Raw genomic sequence first — 16,036 nt, forward strand, 5'->3', positions numbered from 1 at the left:
CCATCAGGCGAGACGTCGTGGATCCGCCTCTTGTGACGGCGGTTCGATGATGGTGAACACCTCGGCCAACCCCACCACAGTCAGTACACGCCGCACGAGCGACGACGGGATCAACGCCAGATCCGTGTCGCCACACTGACACTCACGATGGAGGTTCAGCAGCGCTCCGATACCTGTCGACGACAGGAAAGCCACGCCGGACATGTCGAGCACGAGCCGCCGGGGGGCTTCGCGGTGAACCGTGTCGAGTTCGTCCGCCATCGGCGGAGCGGTGGCCAGATCCATCTCGCCCCTGATCGCCACCACCGCCACCCCGGGCTCAGGACGAGACGTCCGGAAAGAAAGCAGCGCGTCATGACCGATGTCGGTCCAACCGGGCAACTTGTCCATCGAATCCCCTGCACAGCGTCAAGGTCGGACGCTAACGACAAGGCGGGGACCCGGCCAGGCCAAAGCGTTGGAAGGCGGTGGCATTGCTCAACCACGCAGAGCCACGGTAACTCGCCCAGGTGACGCGATCAACCAACGCACGATCCGGATCATCCCCGTCACTCCGATGGAGCAGACGGGTGGACGGGGCTCACCAGCCAGCTGCACTCCGCGCTGAGCAGCAGAATCGTCACCGAACAAGCCGAGGAGTTCTCGCCACTCACGCCGACCGGGCCGCGTTCGCTGATGCCACCCCGTATTCAGGACGGATACGGCCCATGGCGGCTACCTGCGCGGGTCGGGTCGTACGCTGTGCGTAGTCGCACGAGGGTCGAGCGCCTGGAGGACCGATGGTGGAAAACCGGCGTCAGCGGATGCAGGCCCTGCTGGCCGCAGACGGTGCCGTCCGCTCCGCATCCGCCGTGAGCCTGGCGTGCGAGCGGTGCGTGCGGGAGCTGTCCGTGTCCGGAGCCGGCGCCACCGTCCTGAGCACGATGCCCGGCGGCAACGGGTCGTCGCCGAGCCGTGGACTGGTGCACGCGACCAACGACGTCAGCGCCGGGCTGGAAGATCTGCAGCTTACGGTCGGTGAAGGGCCATGTCTGGACGCCTTCGCCTCCGGCGGCCCGGTGCTGATCGCCGATCTGGCGGCCGCGAACGCACGGTGGCCCGCCTTCACCCCCGCAGCGTGCGAGCTGGGCGCGGCGGCGGTGTTCTCCTTCCCGCTCCAGATCGGGGTGGTCCGGCTGGGCTCGCTGGACCTCTACCGCGACACGCCCGGCCCGCTCACCCGGTTGGAGCTGTCCGACGCGCTGATCCTCAGTGACCTGGCCACCCAAGGGGTGATAGCCGATCTGGACGGGCACCGCACCGAGGACGTGAGCTGGCTGGCCGACCCGTACGCACAGGTGCACCAGGCCACAGGCATGGTCCAGGTCCAGCTGGGTTCGACGACCGACGTGGCGCTGATGCGGCTGCGTGCCTACGCATTCACCCACAACGTGCCCCTGGCCGACGTCGCCCGGCAGGTCGTCGAGCGGTCACTGCGCTTCACCGATACCGAGGACGGGCAATGACACGCAGTCACGAAGGGGCCGACAAGATGAGCGACGCCCGGGACCAGCGGCTCGCGAAGACGTTCGTCTCCCTCGCCGACACCCTGGTCGCCGACTTCGACGTCCTCGACTTCCTCGGCATGCTCACCGAGCGGGCCGCGGAACTGCTCGACGTCGACGCCGCCGCAGTCGTCCTCTCCGACCAGCGCGGCGGCTGGCGCCCGACCGCCGGGTCATCCGAACAGGCCGAACTGATCGAGGTGTTCGCCGCGCAAACCCTCCAGGGACCCTGCCTGGACTGCGTCGACACCGGTATCGCGGTGGCCAGCGCCGACTTGGCGACCGAGTCCGATCGGTGGCCCCAGTTCGCGCCGGCGGCGGTGAACGCGGGTTTCCGCGCCGCGTGCGCGGTCCCGATGCGGCTGCGCGACGACGTCATCGGCGCACTGACCCTGCTGGGCACGACCCCGGGAGCCATCGACGACGCCAGCGTCGCCCTGGGCCAGGCACTAGCCGACATCGCCACCATCGGCATCCTGCAACAGCGCGCGATCCGCCACGACGAGGTCGTGTCCGAACAGCTGCAAGCGACCCTGCACCATCGCACGGTCGTCGAACAGGCCAAAGGCGTCCTCGCGGAAGCCGGCGGGCTCGACATGCACCAGGCCTACCTCGCCTTGCGCGGATACGCCCGCACGCACCACCGACGGCTTTCCGATGTGGCGCACGACGTCGCGACCGCAGACCTCGACCCGGCCGAACTGCTGACCGGATCGCCCGACGCGTCGCGGCCGTGAGATCGGGCTGGATGAGGGTAACCACCACTCATGGCAACCACCCCTGAAGCACCGGAGCAAGCGCTGCAAGATCGGGTGCAGCGGATATCTCGCACGTTCGTCGAGCTCGCCGACACCCTCGTGGCGGATTTTGACGTCGCCGACTTCCTGCACATGCTCACCGGACACTGCGTCGACCTGCTCGGCGTCTCGGCCGCCGGGGTAATCCTGCTCGACGCCAACCGCGGCCTGCAGGTAGCCGCCACCTCTTCGCAGCGGGCCGAGCTGCTGGAACTGTTCGCCGTGCAAACCAACGACGGTCCGTGCGTCGACTGCGTGCGCAGCGGAGCGCCGGTGTCCTGCACCGACCTGCCGGCCGAGGCGCACCGATGGACCAGGTTCGCCGCGGCCGCCGCTGAATGTGGCTTCCGCACCGCACAGGCCCTGCCGATGCGGCTGCGCGATCAGGTCATCGGAGTCCTGACCCTGCTGAACACCGAAACCGGCGGCGCGGACCGGGAGGAGATCGAGCTCGGGCAGGCACTGGCGGACGTCGCCACGATCGGCATCCTTCAGCAGCGGAGCATCGAACGTGGCGACCAGCTCACCGAACAGCTGCAGACCGCGCTCACCAGCCGCCTGGTGATAGAACAGGCCAAGGGCGTGCTCGCCGAACACGGCACCGTTTCGATGGACGAGGCGTTCGCCCGGCTGCGCGGCTACGCCCGCGCGCGACACCTGCGTCTCACCGAACTCGCCCGCGCTGTCGTCGACGGCAATGTCGAACTGGCCGAGGTCCTGAAGCGCCCGCAGCGATGACTGCCGGCGGCACCGGAGAACGAACCCGAATGACAGCCTGACAGTACGGCCTGGAGCCGGGAACGCCCTCTCCGGTTCTCCCTGCATTAAGGATGTCTCCTGGTCGAACTGTTCGCCGTGTGTCCCTGCTCGCTCTCCTAGTCGGATCCACCTGCGGGAAGACCGGACCACTGCCACGTTCAGAGACAGTGATAGCTGCCCTCGTGCGCTGGACGTCACGTCGGGATGTGCGCGCCGCGCCGCGTAGCGGCTCCCCAGACGGGTAGCCACCGCTTGAGGTCAGCCGGTTCTGCGGCGACGCGGACGGAAGAAGCGAAATGATCAAAAAGGCCACATCGGCGCTCGGCGAAATGGTGGGCGGGTTGGCTGCCCTTGCGCTGGCGACCTCGCAGCTACCCGCTCTGCTGGCCCGGGACTACTGGACGACGTCCGTCCTCGAATCCGCCCCCGGGCATTACGCCACCGGCCTCGCTCACGGGATGTTCGGAGTACGTCTACCCGCGGCCGGGCGTGGACCGAGCGACGAAATGACCGTCCGATCCGCTCGCCGACCGGTCACCCTCGACCACAGCTCCTTGACCGCCGCTCATCCCGACGCGACGGGCCGTCTGGTGGTCTTCCTGCACGGACTCGTCGAAACCGAGCGCTGTTGGTTCCGCGGCACCGGCTTCGGCGCACGCCTGGCCGATGACCTGGACACCACTCCCGTGTATGTCCGGTACAACTCGGGCCGGCACGTTTCCGAGAACGGCGGCGATCTCGTCGCCCTGCTGGGCCGGCTGGTCGCCTCGTGGCCGGTACCCGTCACCGACATCGTCCTCATCGGACACTCCATGGGTGGGTTGGTGGCCCGAAGTGCCCTCTACCAAGCGCAGGAACAAGACGTCTCATGGCTTTCCCGGGTGACGCGCTTGGTGTGCCTGGGGACGCCGCACAGCGGCGCGCCGCTGGAACGACGCGTCGCCCAGGTCGCGGGGCTGCTGGGCAAGTCGCCCGTCGCGACGCCCCTGGCCCGCTTGCTCTCGACCCGAAGCGACGGTATCCAGGATCTCGCGCACGGCTACGTGCACCGGTCACAATGGTCGGCCGGAGCCGAATCCCCCTGGCGTCCGGAAGGCGGAGCGGGCGTCCGACGCTTGTTCGTGTCAGCGACGCTCTCCCGCACGGAAGGAAGCACGTGGGGCCGGCTCGTCGGCGACCTCCTCGTGGCCCCGGTGCGGGCCGACGACCTGACCGAAGACGCCGACATCGTCTGGCTCGGCGGGCTGAACCACTTCAGCCTGCTCCACGACGACGCTGTCTACGAGGCGCTTCTCGATTGGCTACGCGCAGCCGAACCGACACGTGTGCGTGAAGCCCTTCGGAGGGGACATTCGGTTCGGCTCCCTGCGTAGGCGCCGCCCACGACCAGCCCGGGCTCCGCCGGCCGCGGCAGATCGTCCACGATCGTTGGGTGGTCCCTTCGCCGATCCCGTTCCGGGGCATCCGTTCTCCCCGTGCGCTTTCGGCGCCTGCCCCACGCCGCGGTGCGGGTCGTCCGGAAACGGCTCGCACCGCGTGGGCGAAGTCAGGACAGCTTGTTCTTCGCCGACTTCGCCTTGCCCTTCACCGTGCCCACGGCATCCAGTGTCGGCGAATAGGTGCGTACAACGCGGGATCCGGCTTCGGAGCGGTACTCGGACCGCCCAGCGGCTTCAGGTCGGTCAAGTACTCGAGCCCCGCCTTGGTGCTCCAGTCGTCCTGGGGGCCGCAGGAGTCGGCCGGATCTCGAGCAACCGCCACACGCTGTCCGTGGACTTCCGCGTCCCCCGCCCGCTGAGCCACGTTCTGTAGTGCCACGTCGCGAGCATGATCCGCGTCGGTGGCCGCGGTGGACAGGAGTGCCGCGCTCACGGGATCTCCCAGCTCGAAGGCGCCATCAGAAGGTGACGACCGGTCCGGCCGCCGGCGAACCGTCGGCGAGGGCGGTGATGACCTCGTCGATCTCGTCGTCGATCCGAAGGAACCCAGCAGGGTCTAGTACTCCAGTCGCACTTCGTGATGTTTTGCTTGTAGTGTGTCGATCTTGTGCTGAGTGATGATGACCTGGCGGCCTGGGTGTCTGGGTTGGATGACCTGTTTGGGCAGGTCGCGGGGCGGTTCCATCGGGCTGAGCCTCGACGGCGGGCTCGTGCTTATGTGCGTGGTTTGCTGGCGCCGCTGGCCGGTAAGAACGGCTGGACGCTGGCCGAGGCCGCCGGGGACATCACTCCGGATGGGATGCAGCGGCTGCTCAACGCGGCAGCCTGGGACGCCGACGGCGTCCGTGACGATGTCCGTGATTATGCGATCGGTCATCTGGGTGAGCGGGACGGTGTGCTGATCGTCGACGAGACCGGATTTCTCAAGAAGGGCACGAAATCCGCCGGGGTGCAACGCCAGTACTCGGGCACTGCCGGACGCATCGAGAACTGTCAGCTCGGCGTGTTCTGTGCCTATGCCACCAGCAGAGGCCGGACCTTGATCGACCGTGAGCTGTACGTGCCGAAATCCTGGACCGCCGATCGGGACCGCTGCCGCGAGGCCGCGGTTCCCGACCAGGTCGAGTTCGCGACCAAGCCCGTGCTCGCCCGGCGGATGCTCGCCCGTGCCCTGGACGCCGGGGTGCCCGCGACCTGGGTCACCGCCGACGAGGCCTACGGCGGTGACTCGAAATTCCGTCGTTGGCTGGAAGACCGCCGGCTCGGTTACGTCGTGGCCGTGCCCAGTAGCCAGACCATTCCCGCAGTGGCGGGCACCTCTCGTGCCGACGCACTCGTGGCCCACGCACCCGATGAGGCATGGAAACGCCGCAGCTGCGGCGACGGCGCCAAAGGACCACGGATGTTCGACTGGGCCGTCGCCGAGTTGCCTACCTATTCCGACACCACCCCGCCCGGCTGGGGACGCTGGCTGCTGGCCCGCCGGTCGCTCACCCGGAACAACAAGGGCAAGCACGAAATCGCCTACTACTTGTGTTGCGCCCCAACAGGAACGACCAACAAGGAATTGATCCGGGTAGCCGGGGCGCGCTGGGCGATCGAGGACTGCTTCCAGACCGCGAAAACCGATGTCGGCCTGGACCAGTACCAGGTCCGCCGCTACGACGCCTGGTACCGGCACATCACCCTGGCCATGCTCGCCCACACCTACCTCGCCGTCACCGCCGCGATCGCCCCAAAAGCCCTGGTAGCGGCCTCATCCCAGTCACGCTGGGCGAGGTCAAGCGTCTCCTGGCACACCTGATCACCACCCCACTCGACCGCTTCAACACCTGGGCCTGGTCACACTGGCGCCGACGCCATCAACATCGAGCTCAGCAAGCCCACTACCAGCGAAGACACATCCTTGATCACGAAGTGCGGCTGGAGTACTAGTACTGCAACGACAGTTCGTGATGGCCGCGTCGCCGGCAGTGGCTGGCACGCGCTCGGGCTTGGCTGGTTCGTCGCCATCGCGACCAGTGCATCGCATGCTGGATTGCGTGCCGGGCCGGTGCGGTGACGCGGTTGAATAGTCTGCGGATTTCGTTGGAGGTGAGTGATATCAGGCCGGATGTGGATCCTCCTTTTTCGCGGCGTCTCGTGTGAGGACGAGGAATGCCGCCGCTGCCATGGAGAGGGTGATATGCCGATACCATGCTTCGTATCGGCGGACTTGGCAGTGGTCGAGTCCTGTCTCGTTCTTCGCGGTTTGGAAACTTTCTTCGATCGCCCAGCGGCTTCCGGCGACGCGCACCAGTTCGCGAAGGTCGGTGCCAGCGGGGCCGAAGCAAATGTAGTAGCCCTGGCTCACAGGAGACTGATTCGTTCACGTCAACCGCCGGCCCCGCGATGGTGATCGAGTCCACGATCACCTTCAGCTTGCACCCGGCCGATGTGTCGATGCTGCGCACAGGCCGACGTAGTGTCCGCAAGGATTCCTCGATGATTTGACGCTTGGGCTCCAGCTCCGGAACCTGTTCGACCAGGTGATCCAGAGTCTCGCGAAGTAACTGTTCAGGCTATTTCGATGTTCGTTGGCAGCCAGGGGTTTCCGGTGACAGCGTCGCGGAGCGCGGTGATGATGTGGAGGCCGTTCTTGCGGGCAGTGGAGAGGTAACCGCGGACGCGTAGCCATGCGTGGGCGCCGTGCCGGGTGCGCCAGCCGCCGGAGATCTTCAGCTGGGCCTTGATCATCCGCAGGTCGCGTTCGGCCTGGTTGTTGGTGAACGGGACAGTCAAGTCGCGGGCAAATACCAGCACCTGGTGCTGGTAGTCGCGCAAGCGCACCAGCAGGTTCCGGGTCTTGCTTTGCTTGCGATCCCGACTCGGTGGGTGCAGCAGTAAGCCGAGGTGGAGAGTGCGGACGAACCTCGAGATCAGCGGATCGCGGATGTGGGCGGGGATGGCGTCCAGGCCGGCGTCTCGTGCGGTATGGGCGGCGGTGTTGAGTTCTTTGAGCGTCTTGAACGCGATCGTGGGCCAGGTGTGCTCGGGGTGGGCTTCGCCGGCCGCGACCAGTTCGCGCAGGTGGTGGGCGTTGCAGCGGGCATGTTCGCGCCCGAAGTCCTGATACGACATCAGCCCGTCGTGGACGGCGACACCGCGGAAGTAGTTGAGGATCCCGAACTCGTCCATCGCCTCGCCACCGCGCTGCCGGTGCGGCAGATAGGCGGTCAGATGTGGGGTGCAGGCGACGTGCAGCCACCAGTTCCGGCCCTCGACCCGGATGCCGGTCTCGTCGAAGTGCGCCACCGGCGCTACCCGCAATGCCTGCTCGACCCGCTGGGCGAACTCGTCGAGATTGGCGGCGACCGGAGTGAGGACACCGGCGACCCAGCCGGTCGAGACCGGCAGCCCCATGAGGTCTTCCAGCAGCTGCGCGGTTCGCGCGACCGGGATGTGCTGGTAGGTCAGCAGATACGCCGCCAGCGCGGTCACGTTCGGCCCGTAACAGGCGGGTGCGGTCGCCTCGGCCGGCGCGGGCGCGGTGGTGACGTGGCGGCATCCGCGGCACCGCAGCCGGTGCAGGCGATGCTCGGTCACCGACGGACGCACCTCGGGCAGGTCCACCACCTGCCGGCGGGTCACCCCGACCTCGTCGTGCCGGCGAAGCTCGGTGCCGCATCCCGAGCACGACGACGGCTCATGATCCACGACCCTGTCGGGGTCCTCAACCAGCGACAGGCTCGCCCCCGGCGCTCCCGGCTGCTTACCCCGCTTACGGTTGGTCTTGCCACGCAACGACTTCGGCGCCGGTTTGCTGAACCGGTCCGACGACGGCGGCATCGACGAATTACCCGAATTCATCCCGAGGCGGCGTTTCAGCTGGGCGACCTCGTCCCGTAGCCGGCCGATCTCCTCCCGCGCACGCGTGAGCTCCACCGCCTGCGCTGCGACCAGCGCGGCCAGCTCGTCATACGACGGACGAACACCTTCCCCCACAACAAGATCATCCCACAGGCCCACTCACAGCCCGACAACGACCTGAACAGTTACTCCCTGCGCGGGATGCGTGTTCATGCGATAGACCATAGCGCTGCACCGAAGCCGGTCGCCAGCCGGTTCACGTTGGCGGTCCGGTGTGCGCGAACACGATCAACGCCATGGACTGCCCCGGCGCAAAGCATCTCCACCTACGCCACGGGGCTGGCATCACCAGGCGGTGAAGTCGAGCAGGACTTTCGAGGCCACCATCCGGTCGCCGACGGTGTCGAAGGCTGCAGCCGCTTCGGTGAGCAGGAAGCGGTGGGTCGTCACCGGGTCCACCGGCAGTCCGGCAGCGAGCCGGCGAGAGCGTCATCGAACTCTGCGTCGAAGCGGAACGCGCCCCGCAGCGTGATCTCCCGCGTCACCACGACGTTGCCCAGGAACCCCTTCTCTCCGAAGGAGTCCAAGCATCACGACCGTCCCGGCCCGGCGAACCCGCTCACGTGCGACTGCGTCGACTCGCAATTGACCCGCTCATCTGACATGCACCAGACGTTACGCGAATTGCAGTGACTTCTCCACGTCAACAGGGTGACCGATAGTCCAATCCCGAAAAATATTCGTCCCAGACATTTGGAGGCAATACCTTTTCAGCTCCGCCGCACATTTTGGCGGCCGCCTTATTTGGATCAAACTCCCAATGCGCCAGAATGTTTTCTTCGCTACTTAGACCAAGGATGCCGAGAAGGTTTTGCCCGTCAGGGGCAAGCCGGAAATCAGCCGGACGGGAGCCGCCAGTTGTTACCGTGAGTTTTCGCTTTGGTCGCTGAATATCCGCAAGGTCCCAGATTGAGGCAAGGTTGCCATTTGTGGCGATTACGGTCGCCGGATTGCGATCGGTCAAGGTTTCAATGCGAGGGACGACTTCAGCAGGGAACGCGACCTTTCCAAGCTCAGACGGATCTCCGGTATTCTCGATACTCCAGGATGTCAACTCCATTTGCCCACCGCTGAGTGATTGCGTGGTCCATGCGGTCTGTCGCCTATTCAAAATGTGGAGTTCGATAACCTGACCTGATTTAACGCTTTTCAGCCAGGGTTTCCGGGGTGATCCTGGCTGATCAAGTGATATGAGGTCAACGCCCTGATCTGGAGCTTCGGGCGACTTCGACTGCAAGGCCGCAACGGTTCGTGAATCACCAATGAATTTTCCAGAGAAGCTGCCGTTACTATTTGTCAGCTCCGCAATCAGAGCCGGGGAATCCAGGTTTGCGAGATCCCAGACCGCCGGCCTAAAAGCCGCATGCAGCGGCTGACCCGGCTCGGAGTAGTCACCGTCAGCAGCAAGAAGGTAGCGGCCATCTGAGGACCAATCGGCAATATAGGACGCCCGGGGTATCGTTGCCCTTTTGGCGGGTGGAGTCACCTGATCACCGAGACTCCAAATGACAATACCTTCACGCCCCTCTATTGCGGCGACAAGTTTACCATCAGGACTGAGGTAAGGGGGCTGACTACCACTGACAGGTGCAGGGATTCGCGCCTTGACATCTAGGCCGTACTCGGCGACAGTGTATATTGTTGTCGTTCGCGCCGGTTGATTCAGGACTGCAAGTGTTCGAGCATCGTCCGAAATATCAACCCCGCCTGACGGAAATTTTATGCCGTGTGCCATGGCCGAGGCGCTGATCAACGCTTCCATGGTTTCCTGCGTCGGTTGCAGGCGGTATGCACTAAGGGCTATTTGGGCAGCAAGTGTCGCGTCGCGAGGTATGAGATCGATCGCGGCTGCGGCGGCGCGCAGGGCAAGCGCAGTATTGCGTTGTTGTGTGGCGTTGCGCTGGGAGTTGATGGCGAAGGCCAGCGCAGCCGAAGCCAGCATGACGATGACGGTCAGGATGGCGATCAGCGCACGCTGGCGCCGGATTCGCCGTCTGTCCGCCGACTGCTCGCGGTCGCGTGCAGCGATTGACGCTTTGAGAAACTCTCGCTCCCGAACCGTCAGCTCGTCGCTTCGCCGGGCGAAGTCGGCGATGAGGGTCAGCCTGTTGCCCCGGAGCAGAGTGGCAGGATCTCGACCGTGGGTCTCCCAAGTGGTCGCGCCGTCGCCAAGTTCCCGGTGAAGCCGATGGCCTTCGCGGTCCGCGTCGAGCCACCGTCGTAGTCTCGGCCACGCACCGATCAGCGCTTCGTGGGTGATCTCGATGGTATCCCGGTCGAGGGTGAGCAACCGCGCGTCGCCGAGAACCTGAAGAACAGCCGCGGTGTCGTCAGCGTCGTCAAGCTCGCTGCGGCGGACGCGGCGTTTGGTGTCCTCGGTGCCCTCGCCCATGACCACGAGGCGCTTGAGCAGGTGCTGGGCCAAGCGTTGCTGGGGCGCCGTCAATCCGCCGAACACGGCCTCCGCAGTGCGAACAAGTGCTCCGTCCAGGCCCCCAGCGGTGCGGAAGCCCGCGAGGGTCAGGGTGTTGCCTTTGCGGCGGCGCCACGTCTCTCGCAACGCGTGCGACAACAGAGGCAAGACGCCGGCCTGCCCGTGAGTGTGAGCGATCAACACGCTGAGTAAGTCGCTCTCGACCGCGCAGCCGACGCCGGTTGCCGGGCGAGTGATCGCCCGGCGGAGTTCGTCAGCGGTCATCGGGCCGACGGTGACCTGGGCATCCTGCAGTGCCGCGACCAACCCTTCGTGTTGCGCACAATGGCCGTAGAAGTCCGCGCGTACACCCAGCACGATCCGGCATCTCGATCCCGCGGACGCGGCGGTGAGAAGCAGGTGCATGAACGCGTCTCGTTCGTCGCGATCTGCGCAGAGAGTGAAGATCTCCTCGAATTGGTCAACAACGATCACGGTTTCTGCGGAAGATGGTCGGCCGAGCAACAGCTGATTGCTTAGAGTCACCAGACCCCTGGGCTCGGTGGTCAGCTCCGCTTCGACCACCGACGCGATGGTGCCCAGCAGCGGTGCGAGCCGCAGCGCGCACTCCTGCAGCGGATGCGGACCGGGTGTGAACAGCACGACCGGGCCCGCGTCGTTCCTCGCGCGGAGGTTCGGGACGAGCCCCGCGCGCAACACGGACGACTTCCCGGCTCCGGACGGACCGAACAAGGCTAAGAAGTGCTGCTGTCGGAGTCGTGCGAGAAGGTCGTCGACCAGCCGTTCACGGCCGAAGAACCGCTCGGCGTCCGACGAGCTGTACGCCGCCAACCCGACATAAGGCGCATCCACGGCGGCATGGTCGTCTGGCGCGCGATCGACCTCGTTGAGGTCGGTGGCGATAGCGTGCCAACGGCGCTCCCACTCGCCACGGTCGCCACCGCAGGCCGCGACGTAGGCCAGCGTCACCGCCAAGCTGGGCAACCGCCGCCCGCCGGCGGCGTCGGACAACGTCGTCGACGAATAGTGCGCTCGTTGAGCCAGCTCGCGGTATGGCGGACTCCCCGCCTTCTCTCGAAGAACTCGCAGGTCAGAGGCGAACTCTGACAGCACGGAACCGTCTTGTTCCAACGGTCGTTCAGCGCGCGGCATTTCCTGACAACCCTCCCCCATGACCGGTTACCGATTGTCCGGACGTTGATGTCCGGTGTCCAGATCTCGGCGCCGGACAACCCGTTCGCACTACACCGATGGTTGACACCCACCGCCGAGGGGGCGCTGGGAATCAAGAAGGGGAGTACCCGTCATGCTCAAACTCCGTACCGGCATGAGCACCCGACGCCGCGGCACGCTCGCCACGGTCGCCACTGCGGCCGCAGTGGCGACGCTCCTCTCCGCAACACCGTCCGCACTCGCCGCAGATCCCACTACCCCGATCGACCTCCGCGACGGGGAAACCCGCCTCACCGGCACGCTGCACTGGCATCAACGCTCCCTCGGCGTCGACTACTCGCTCACGACCCGCTCCTGCACCCGGCTGCTGGTGTCCGCCGTCGACGCCAACGGCGGAGAATATGGGCCCGTGTCCACGCCTTCGATGTGTGCCGACAGGTCGGGCTCTTTCACCGTTTCGGTGAACACCCCAGGCGGTGCCGCTTCTGCTGTCATCTGCCTCGTCGGCACGAGCGGCACCAGCGGCGTCTGCGGACGCTACAACCGCCCGTAACCGTCGCGACGACCACGTCGTGTCCAGCGCATTCGAGCATCGGCCGGCGCTGACGGCTGTCGAACAAGGCCGCCACCGTGCGCCGCCCTCTCTGAATCAGTATGTGAACGCCGCTGATTTTCCGGGCGTCGATGTCCGATTCTTCAAAGAAGGAAAGTACTCGTCATGCTCAAATTCCATACCAGCTCGAGAACCCGCCACCGCGCCACGGTGGCCGCCACGATCGCTGTGGCCGCCGTAGCTACGCTCGTCTCGGCGGCGCCGGCCGCCGTCGCGGCGGATCCACGCACCCAGTTCGGCCCCCTCAGGTACGGCGCGAGCTACGCCCTGGGCTACCTGCGCTGGCACGCGCGGTCCGTCGACGTCGACTATTCGATCAAAGCCTACGGCTGCCGCACACTGTGGGCATTCGGCTACGACGCCAACGGCAACCTGCATTACCCACCAGCGCAGGCGACGGTGTGCGATACGACCGACACCGAGACCATGAACGTGCCCGTGGACGTGCCAGGAGGCGCGTCCCGGGTCTTGCTCCAGTTCGACGACGACGCCGGAGTCACTCGCGACCAGGAGACCGGCCTACACCCGTGACCACTGCTCTGCCACCAACTCCCCCGCCTTCTCCGGTGCGCAGCCGCGCGTCGCCCGGGTCGCACTCGGCAATCAAGCGCTCCTACGTGTCACATCGGCACCCAAACTCGCTCCACCAAACCGGTCCACCGGCACGGCGCGCCCAGCGCCGGCGCCGTCAGCACACCGCTGTCCGGGTGGACCCCGCCGTCGTCACGCACGCAGATCAGCGTGCGGGCGCACCCAAAAGAGAGATGAGAACCCATGATGACCAAACTCCTCGACAAGCAGCCAGCACCGCGCCGCACACGGAAGACCGCGGTCCTTCTGACCGCAATGGCGGCCTCCGCCGCCACCCTCTTCGCCGCGGCACCGGCCGCCACCGCGGCCCCGGCCGGCCACGCGGCGACCAGCTCCAGCACCGCTGCCCAACGCGCCGCCAAGGAAGCATCAATCAGTTTCGCCTACAACTACTACCTCTACGCGCGTTCCGCTCTGGTCGAGGGCTTCCTCTACACCGACACATGCGTCCGGGTCTACGCCGCCACGTACGCGGGCCCCAGCCGCAGGCTCGACTACAAGAGCACCAGCCTCAAATGCGTGAACAGTAAGGTCAAGCTCGAACTCGAAGCGAACATCCCCGGCGGGGCCGACAGGATCCTGATCGAGGTGCGGGACGCTGCCGGGAACCTCCTCGACTATTGGTGGGAACCCAGCTGAGCGCGATCGTGCGGGGAGCACACGATCGCGCGTGTTCCCCGCACATCGTCAGCGCCGGATCGCACCACCTCCGACGCGACACTCCGCACAAGCAGCTGCGCGTCCTCGGGCACGCAGCCACCACCAGGTTCCGGCTCGTTCTCCGACGAGCTGATCACGTTGAGTACGAATGTCAAACATAACGCGAAGGCCGGCACTGAAAAGACCCAGGCCGTGCCTTGCCGCCATAATGCCATAACGGCCGATTTGGCGGCGGCATGCGGTACTCCGATGGCTTCTAGATAGAGGTATTCAGTAATCCGTGGCGGAAAGTTAATAGTGTGAGCGCGACCGCAGGGCGACGGCCGAGTAGGACGGCGACAGATATCGCGTCGGGCCAGCGTCCGTTCCGCCGGACGCGGCGTTGGCCTGATCTCGCGTGTTGCGAAGGCAGGGATCCAGCTGCCCTCGAGCGGCGTTCCTACCGCGTTACGGCTCGAAGGTGTTTACGCAGGCAGTGGGTCGACGTCACTCGTCGCGTAAGGGGCCTGGGACGCCGTGCTGATCGTGCAGTACTCGAGCCACGCGGCGTTCAGCCGGATAGTCGCGGATCGGGTCTACCAGAACGTCGTGGCGTGCATGTTGGGCTGGCCGGGTGATCGCACGCCGTGGTGTGTCACGCGTCAACGGTCCTCGCGTCGCACCCGTGACAGCCGGCGACGCGAGGGTGGCGAGTATGGAAACTCCTGATCTTCTCATGACTGGGTCCAGGGCACACACCCAAGGCTTGCCCGCCGTCCGCAGCGGCGAGCCCGCGGCGCGGTCAGGTTTGCGTTCTACGGTCGGACGTCGACGGTGGAACACCAGGACCCGGTGAGTTCCGCTGCGAGGCAGCCGAGACCTTGATCGCCAGACACGGAGTGATTGTGACGGAGTATTTCGATGCCGGGTGTTCACGGCGGTTGCCATGGCGCGACCGGCCGAAGGCGGCAGCGCTGCTGGCAGCTCTTCCTGACCCGGATCGCGGGTTCGACGCAATCGTCGTGGGAGAGTACGAGCGCGCCTTTGCCGCGGACCAGTTCGAACAGCTAGCCCCGACACTCACCCGGCACGAGGTGCAGGTCTGGCTCCCGGAGGCCGGCGGACCAGTCGAGGCCGGCAGTCCCCTGCACCGGATGCTCATGACCGTACTCGGCGCACAATCGCAGCGGGAGGTGCTGCGGGCCCGGCACCGGACGTTAGCAGCGATGCGCGCTCAAGTACGCATGCAGGGCCGCTACCTGGGAGGGCGCCCACCGTACGGCTACCGCCTGGTCGATGCGGGCCCGCACCCGAACCGGACACACGCTGGCTGGGGGCGCAGACTCCAGAGGCTGGATCCGGACCCGGTGACGGCACCGCAGGTGAAATGGATCTTCGCCGAGCGACTCAGCGGGCGAAGCGCCGCCGATATCGCTCGCGAACTGAACGAGCGAGGCGTGCCATGCCCGTCTGCGACGGATCCAGACCGCAACCGACACCGTTCCGGCCGAACATGGTCACTCCGCACGATCGTCGAGATCCTCCGAAATCCGCGATACACCGGCCGAGAAGTCTGGGACCGCGTCCCCGACCGCAACCAGCAAACCCCCGAAGCACCACGTGGCCTGTTGACCATCGCCGCCGAGCCCTCACATCCAGCGCTGGTCAGCGAGCGGAATTTCATCGCCGTCCAGGCTGTCCGGGTCACCAGGACGGCGTCTGACGGCACGAGACGCATCTACCGGCTGTCGGGGCTGGTGCGATGCGGGGCCTGCGGACGTCGGATGGACTCGCACTGGGTGAACGGTCGTCCCGGCTACCGCTGCCGGCATGGGTACACCAGCGCCCAGCCCCGCTCAGCGACGGGCGTGAAGAACCTCTACCTACGAGAAGACGACCTTCTCGCACGGATTGCCACGCACCTGCACGCCCAAGGCGGCCCCGCCCACGATCTTGCCGCGCACTTGCGCGCACAGAACTTGACGATCAACTGCGACGCCGAGACGCTGACGCTAAGATCCGCAGGAGATCAGCAAACAGGACTGCCCCACGGCTGATCGTGAGCCGATCGACTATGGGGCAATGATGTGTCCGACACGCGTGGGATATCTCCCGTGTTCGGGGAGATCATGCGCTCA

The 16,036-nt window shown here is 66.1% G+C and carries 13 protein-coding genes and 1 pseudogene; 9 read left to right on the forward strand and 5 right to left on the reverse strand.

The window, feature by feature from the left end:
- Positions 1-3: 3 nt before the first annotated feature.
- On the reverse strand, positions 4-390 hold the full coding sequence (locus QRY02_RS19220) for an STAS domain-containing protein (protein ID WP_285992903.1): 387 nt from the start codon (positions 388-390) through the stop codon (positions 4-6).
- A 389-nt stretch (positions 391-779) separates the two neighbouring features.
- Between QRY02_RS19220 and QRY02_RS19225 the strand changes: the two genes are divergently transcribed.
- From QRY02_RS19225 to QRY02_RS19245, 5 genes are all read left to right on the forward strand, one after another.
- A complete protein-coding gene (locus tag QRY02_RS19225) occupies positions 780-1,505 on the forward strand; it encodes a GAF and ANTAR domain-containing protein (RefSeq protein WP_285992904.1) in 726 nt (241 codons plus the stop codon).
- Positions 1,502-2,281, forward strand: coding sequence for a GAF and ANTAR domain-containing protein (locus tag QRY02_RS19230; protein WP_285992905.1), 780 nt, complete (start codon positions 1,502-1,504; stop codon positions 2,279-2,281). Before QRY02_RS19225 ends, QRY02_RS19230 begins: the two co-directional genes overlap by 4 nt.
- A gap of 30 nt (positions 2,282-2,311) precedes the next feature.
- Positions 2,312-3,079 carry a GAF and ANTAR domain-containing protein gene (locus QRY02_RS19235; protein ID WP_285992906.1) on the forward strand — a complete coding sequence of 256 codons (768 nt, stop codon included), beginning with the start codon at positions 2,312-2,314 and terminating at the stop codon, positions 3,077-3,079.
- Between the two features lie 317 nt (positions 3,080-3,396).
- On the forward strand, positions 3,397-4,473 hold the full coding sequence (locus tag QRY02_RS19240; protein WP_285992907.1) for an alpha/beta hydrolase: 1,077 nt from the start codon (positions 3,397-3,399) through the stop codon (positions 4,471-4,473).
- A 673-nt stretch (positions 4,474-5,146) separates the two neighbouring features.
- The gene (locus QRY02_RS19245) at positions 5,147-6,343 is read left to right on the forward strand and encodes an IS701 family transposase (protein ID WP_285992908.1); all 1,197 of its coding nucleotides are present in this window, start codon (positions 5,147-5,149) and stop codon (positions 6,341-6,343) included.
- A gap of 300 nt (positions 6,344-6,643) precedes the next feature.
- Here the strand turns inward: QRY02_RS19245 and QRY02_RS19250 are convergent.
- The 4 genes and pseudogenes from QRY02_RS19250 to QRY02_RS19265 all read right to left on the reverse strand — a co-directional run.
- A pseudogene (locus QRY02_RS19250) lies at positions 6,644-6,895 on the reverse strand (transposase); the annotation flags it as partial.
- Between the two features lie 200 nt (positions 6,896-7,095).
- On the reverse strand, positions 7,096-8,547 hold the full coding sequence (tnpC, locus tag QRY02_RS19255) for an IS66 family transposase (RefSeq protein ID WP_285992909.1): 1,452 nt from the start codon (positions 8,545-8,547) through the stop codon (positions 7,096-7,098).
- A 287-nt stretch (positions 8,548-8,834) separates the two neighbouring features.
- Positions 8,835-8,975, reverse strand: coding sequence for a hypothetical protein (locus QRY02_RS19260; protein ID WP_285992910.1), 141 nt, complete (start codon positions 8,973-8,975; stop codon positions 8,835-8,837).
- A gap of 116 nt (positions 8,976-9,091) precedes the next feature.
- Positions 9,092-12,034, reverse strand: a complete 2,943-nt coding sequence (locus tag QRY02_RS19265; RefSeq protein WP_285992911.1) for a helix-turn-helix domain-containing protein — start codon at positions 12,032-12,034, stop codon at positions 9,092-9,094.
- 154 nt (positions 12,035-12,188) lie between these two features.
- Between QRY02_RS19265 and QRY02_RS19270 the strand changes: the two genes are divergently transcribed.
- The 4 genes from QRY02_RS19270 to QRY02_RS19285 all read left to right on the forward strand — a co-directional run bounded on the left by QRY02_RS19270 (position 12,189) and on the right by QRY02_RS19285 (position 15,955).
- A complete protein-coding gene (locus QRY02_RS19270; protein WP_285992912.1) occupies positions 12,189-12,608 on the forward strand; it encodes a hypothetical protein in 420 nt (139 codons plus the stop codon).
- A gap of 165 nt (positions 12,609-12,773) precedes the next feature.
- Positions 12,774-13,199: a hypothetical protein gene (locus QRY02_RS19275; protein WP_285992913.1), complete on the forward strand. Its 426-nt coding sequence runs from the start codon at positions 12,774-12,776 to the stop codon at positions 13,197-13,199.
- A 243-nt stretch (positions 13,200-13,442) separates the two neighbouring features.
- On the forward strand, positions 13,443-13,898 hold the full coding sequence (locus tag QRY02_RS19280) for a hypothetical protein (RefSeq protein ID WP_285992914.1): 456 nt from the start codon (positions 13,443-13,445) through the stop codon (positions 13,896-13,898).
- 905 nt (positions 13,899-14,803) lie between these two features.
- A complete protein-coding gene (locus tag QRY02_RS19285; protein ID WP_285992915.1) occupies positions 14,804-15,955 on the forward strand; it encodes a recombinase family protein in 1,152 nt (383 codons plus the stop codon).
- Positions 15,956-16,036: the final 81 nt, after the last annotated feature.

Source organism: Amycolatopsis sp. DG1A-15b (genome assembly GCF_030285645.1).
In the GTDB taxonomy this organism is placed as follows: Bacteria; Actinomycetota; Actinomycetes; order Mycobacteriales; family Pseudonocardiaceae; genus Amycolatopsis.

What these genes read in the sequence shown, in the direction of transcription:
- QRY02_RS19220 (WP_285992903.1), bottom strand. Translation starts at nt 390, where the DNA reads ATGGACAAGTTGCCCGGTTGGACCGACATCGGTCATGACGCGCTGCTT.
- QRY02_RS19270 (WP_285992912.1), top strand. Translation starts at nt 12,189, where the DNA reads ATGCTCAAACTCCGTACCGGCATGAGCACCCGACGCCGCGGCACGCTC.
- QRY02_RS19230 (WP_285992905.1), top strand. Translation starts at nt 1,502, where the DNA reads ATGACACGCAGTCACGAAGGGGCCGACAAGATGAGCGACGCCCGGGAC.
- QRY02_RS19235 (WP_285992906.1), top strand. Translation starts at nt 2,312, where the DNA reads ATGGCAACCACCCCTGAAGCACCGGAGCAAGCGCTGCAAGATCGGGTG.
- QRY02_RS19225 (WP_285992904.1), top strand. Translation starts at nt 780, where the DNA reads ATGGTGGAAAACCGGCGTCAGCGGATGCAGGCCCTGCTGGCCGCAGAC.
- QRY02_RS19275 (WP_285992913.1), top strand. Translation starts at nt 12,774, where the DNA reads ATGCTCAAATTCCATACCAGCTCGAGAACCCGCCACCGCGCCACGGTG.
- QRY02_RS19240 (WP_285992907.1), top strand. Translation starts at nt 3,397, where the DNA reads ATGATCAAAAAGGCCACATCGGCGCTCGGCGAAATGGTGGGCGGGTTG.
- QRY02_RS19280 (WP_285992914.1), top strand. Translation starts at nt 13,443, where the DNA reads ATGATGACCAAACTCCTCGACAAGCAGCCAGCACCGCGCCGCACACGG.
- QRY02_RS19265 (WP_285992911.1), bottom strand. Translation starts at nt 12,034, where the DNA reads ATGCCGCGCGCTGAACGACCGTTGGAACAAGACGGTTCCGTGCTGTCA.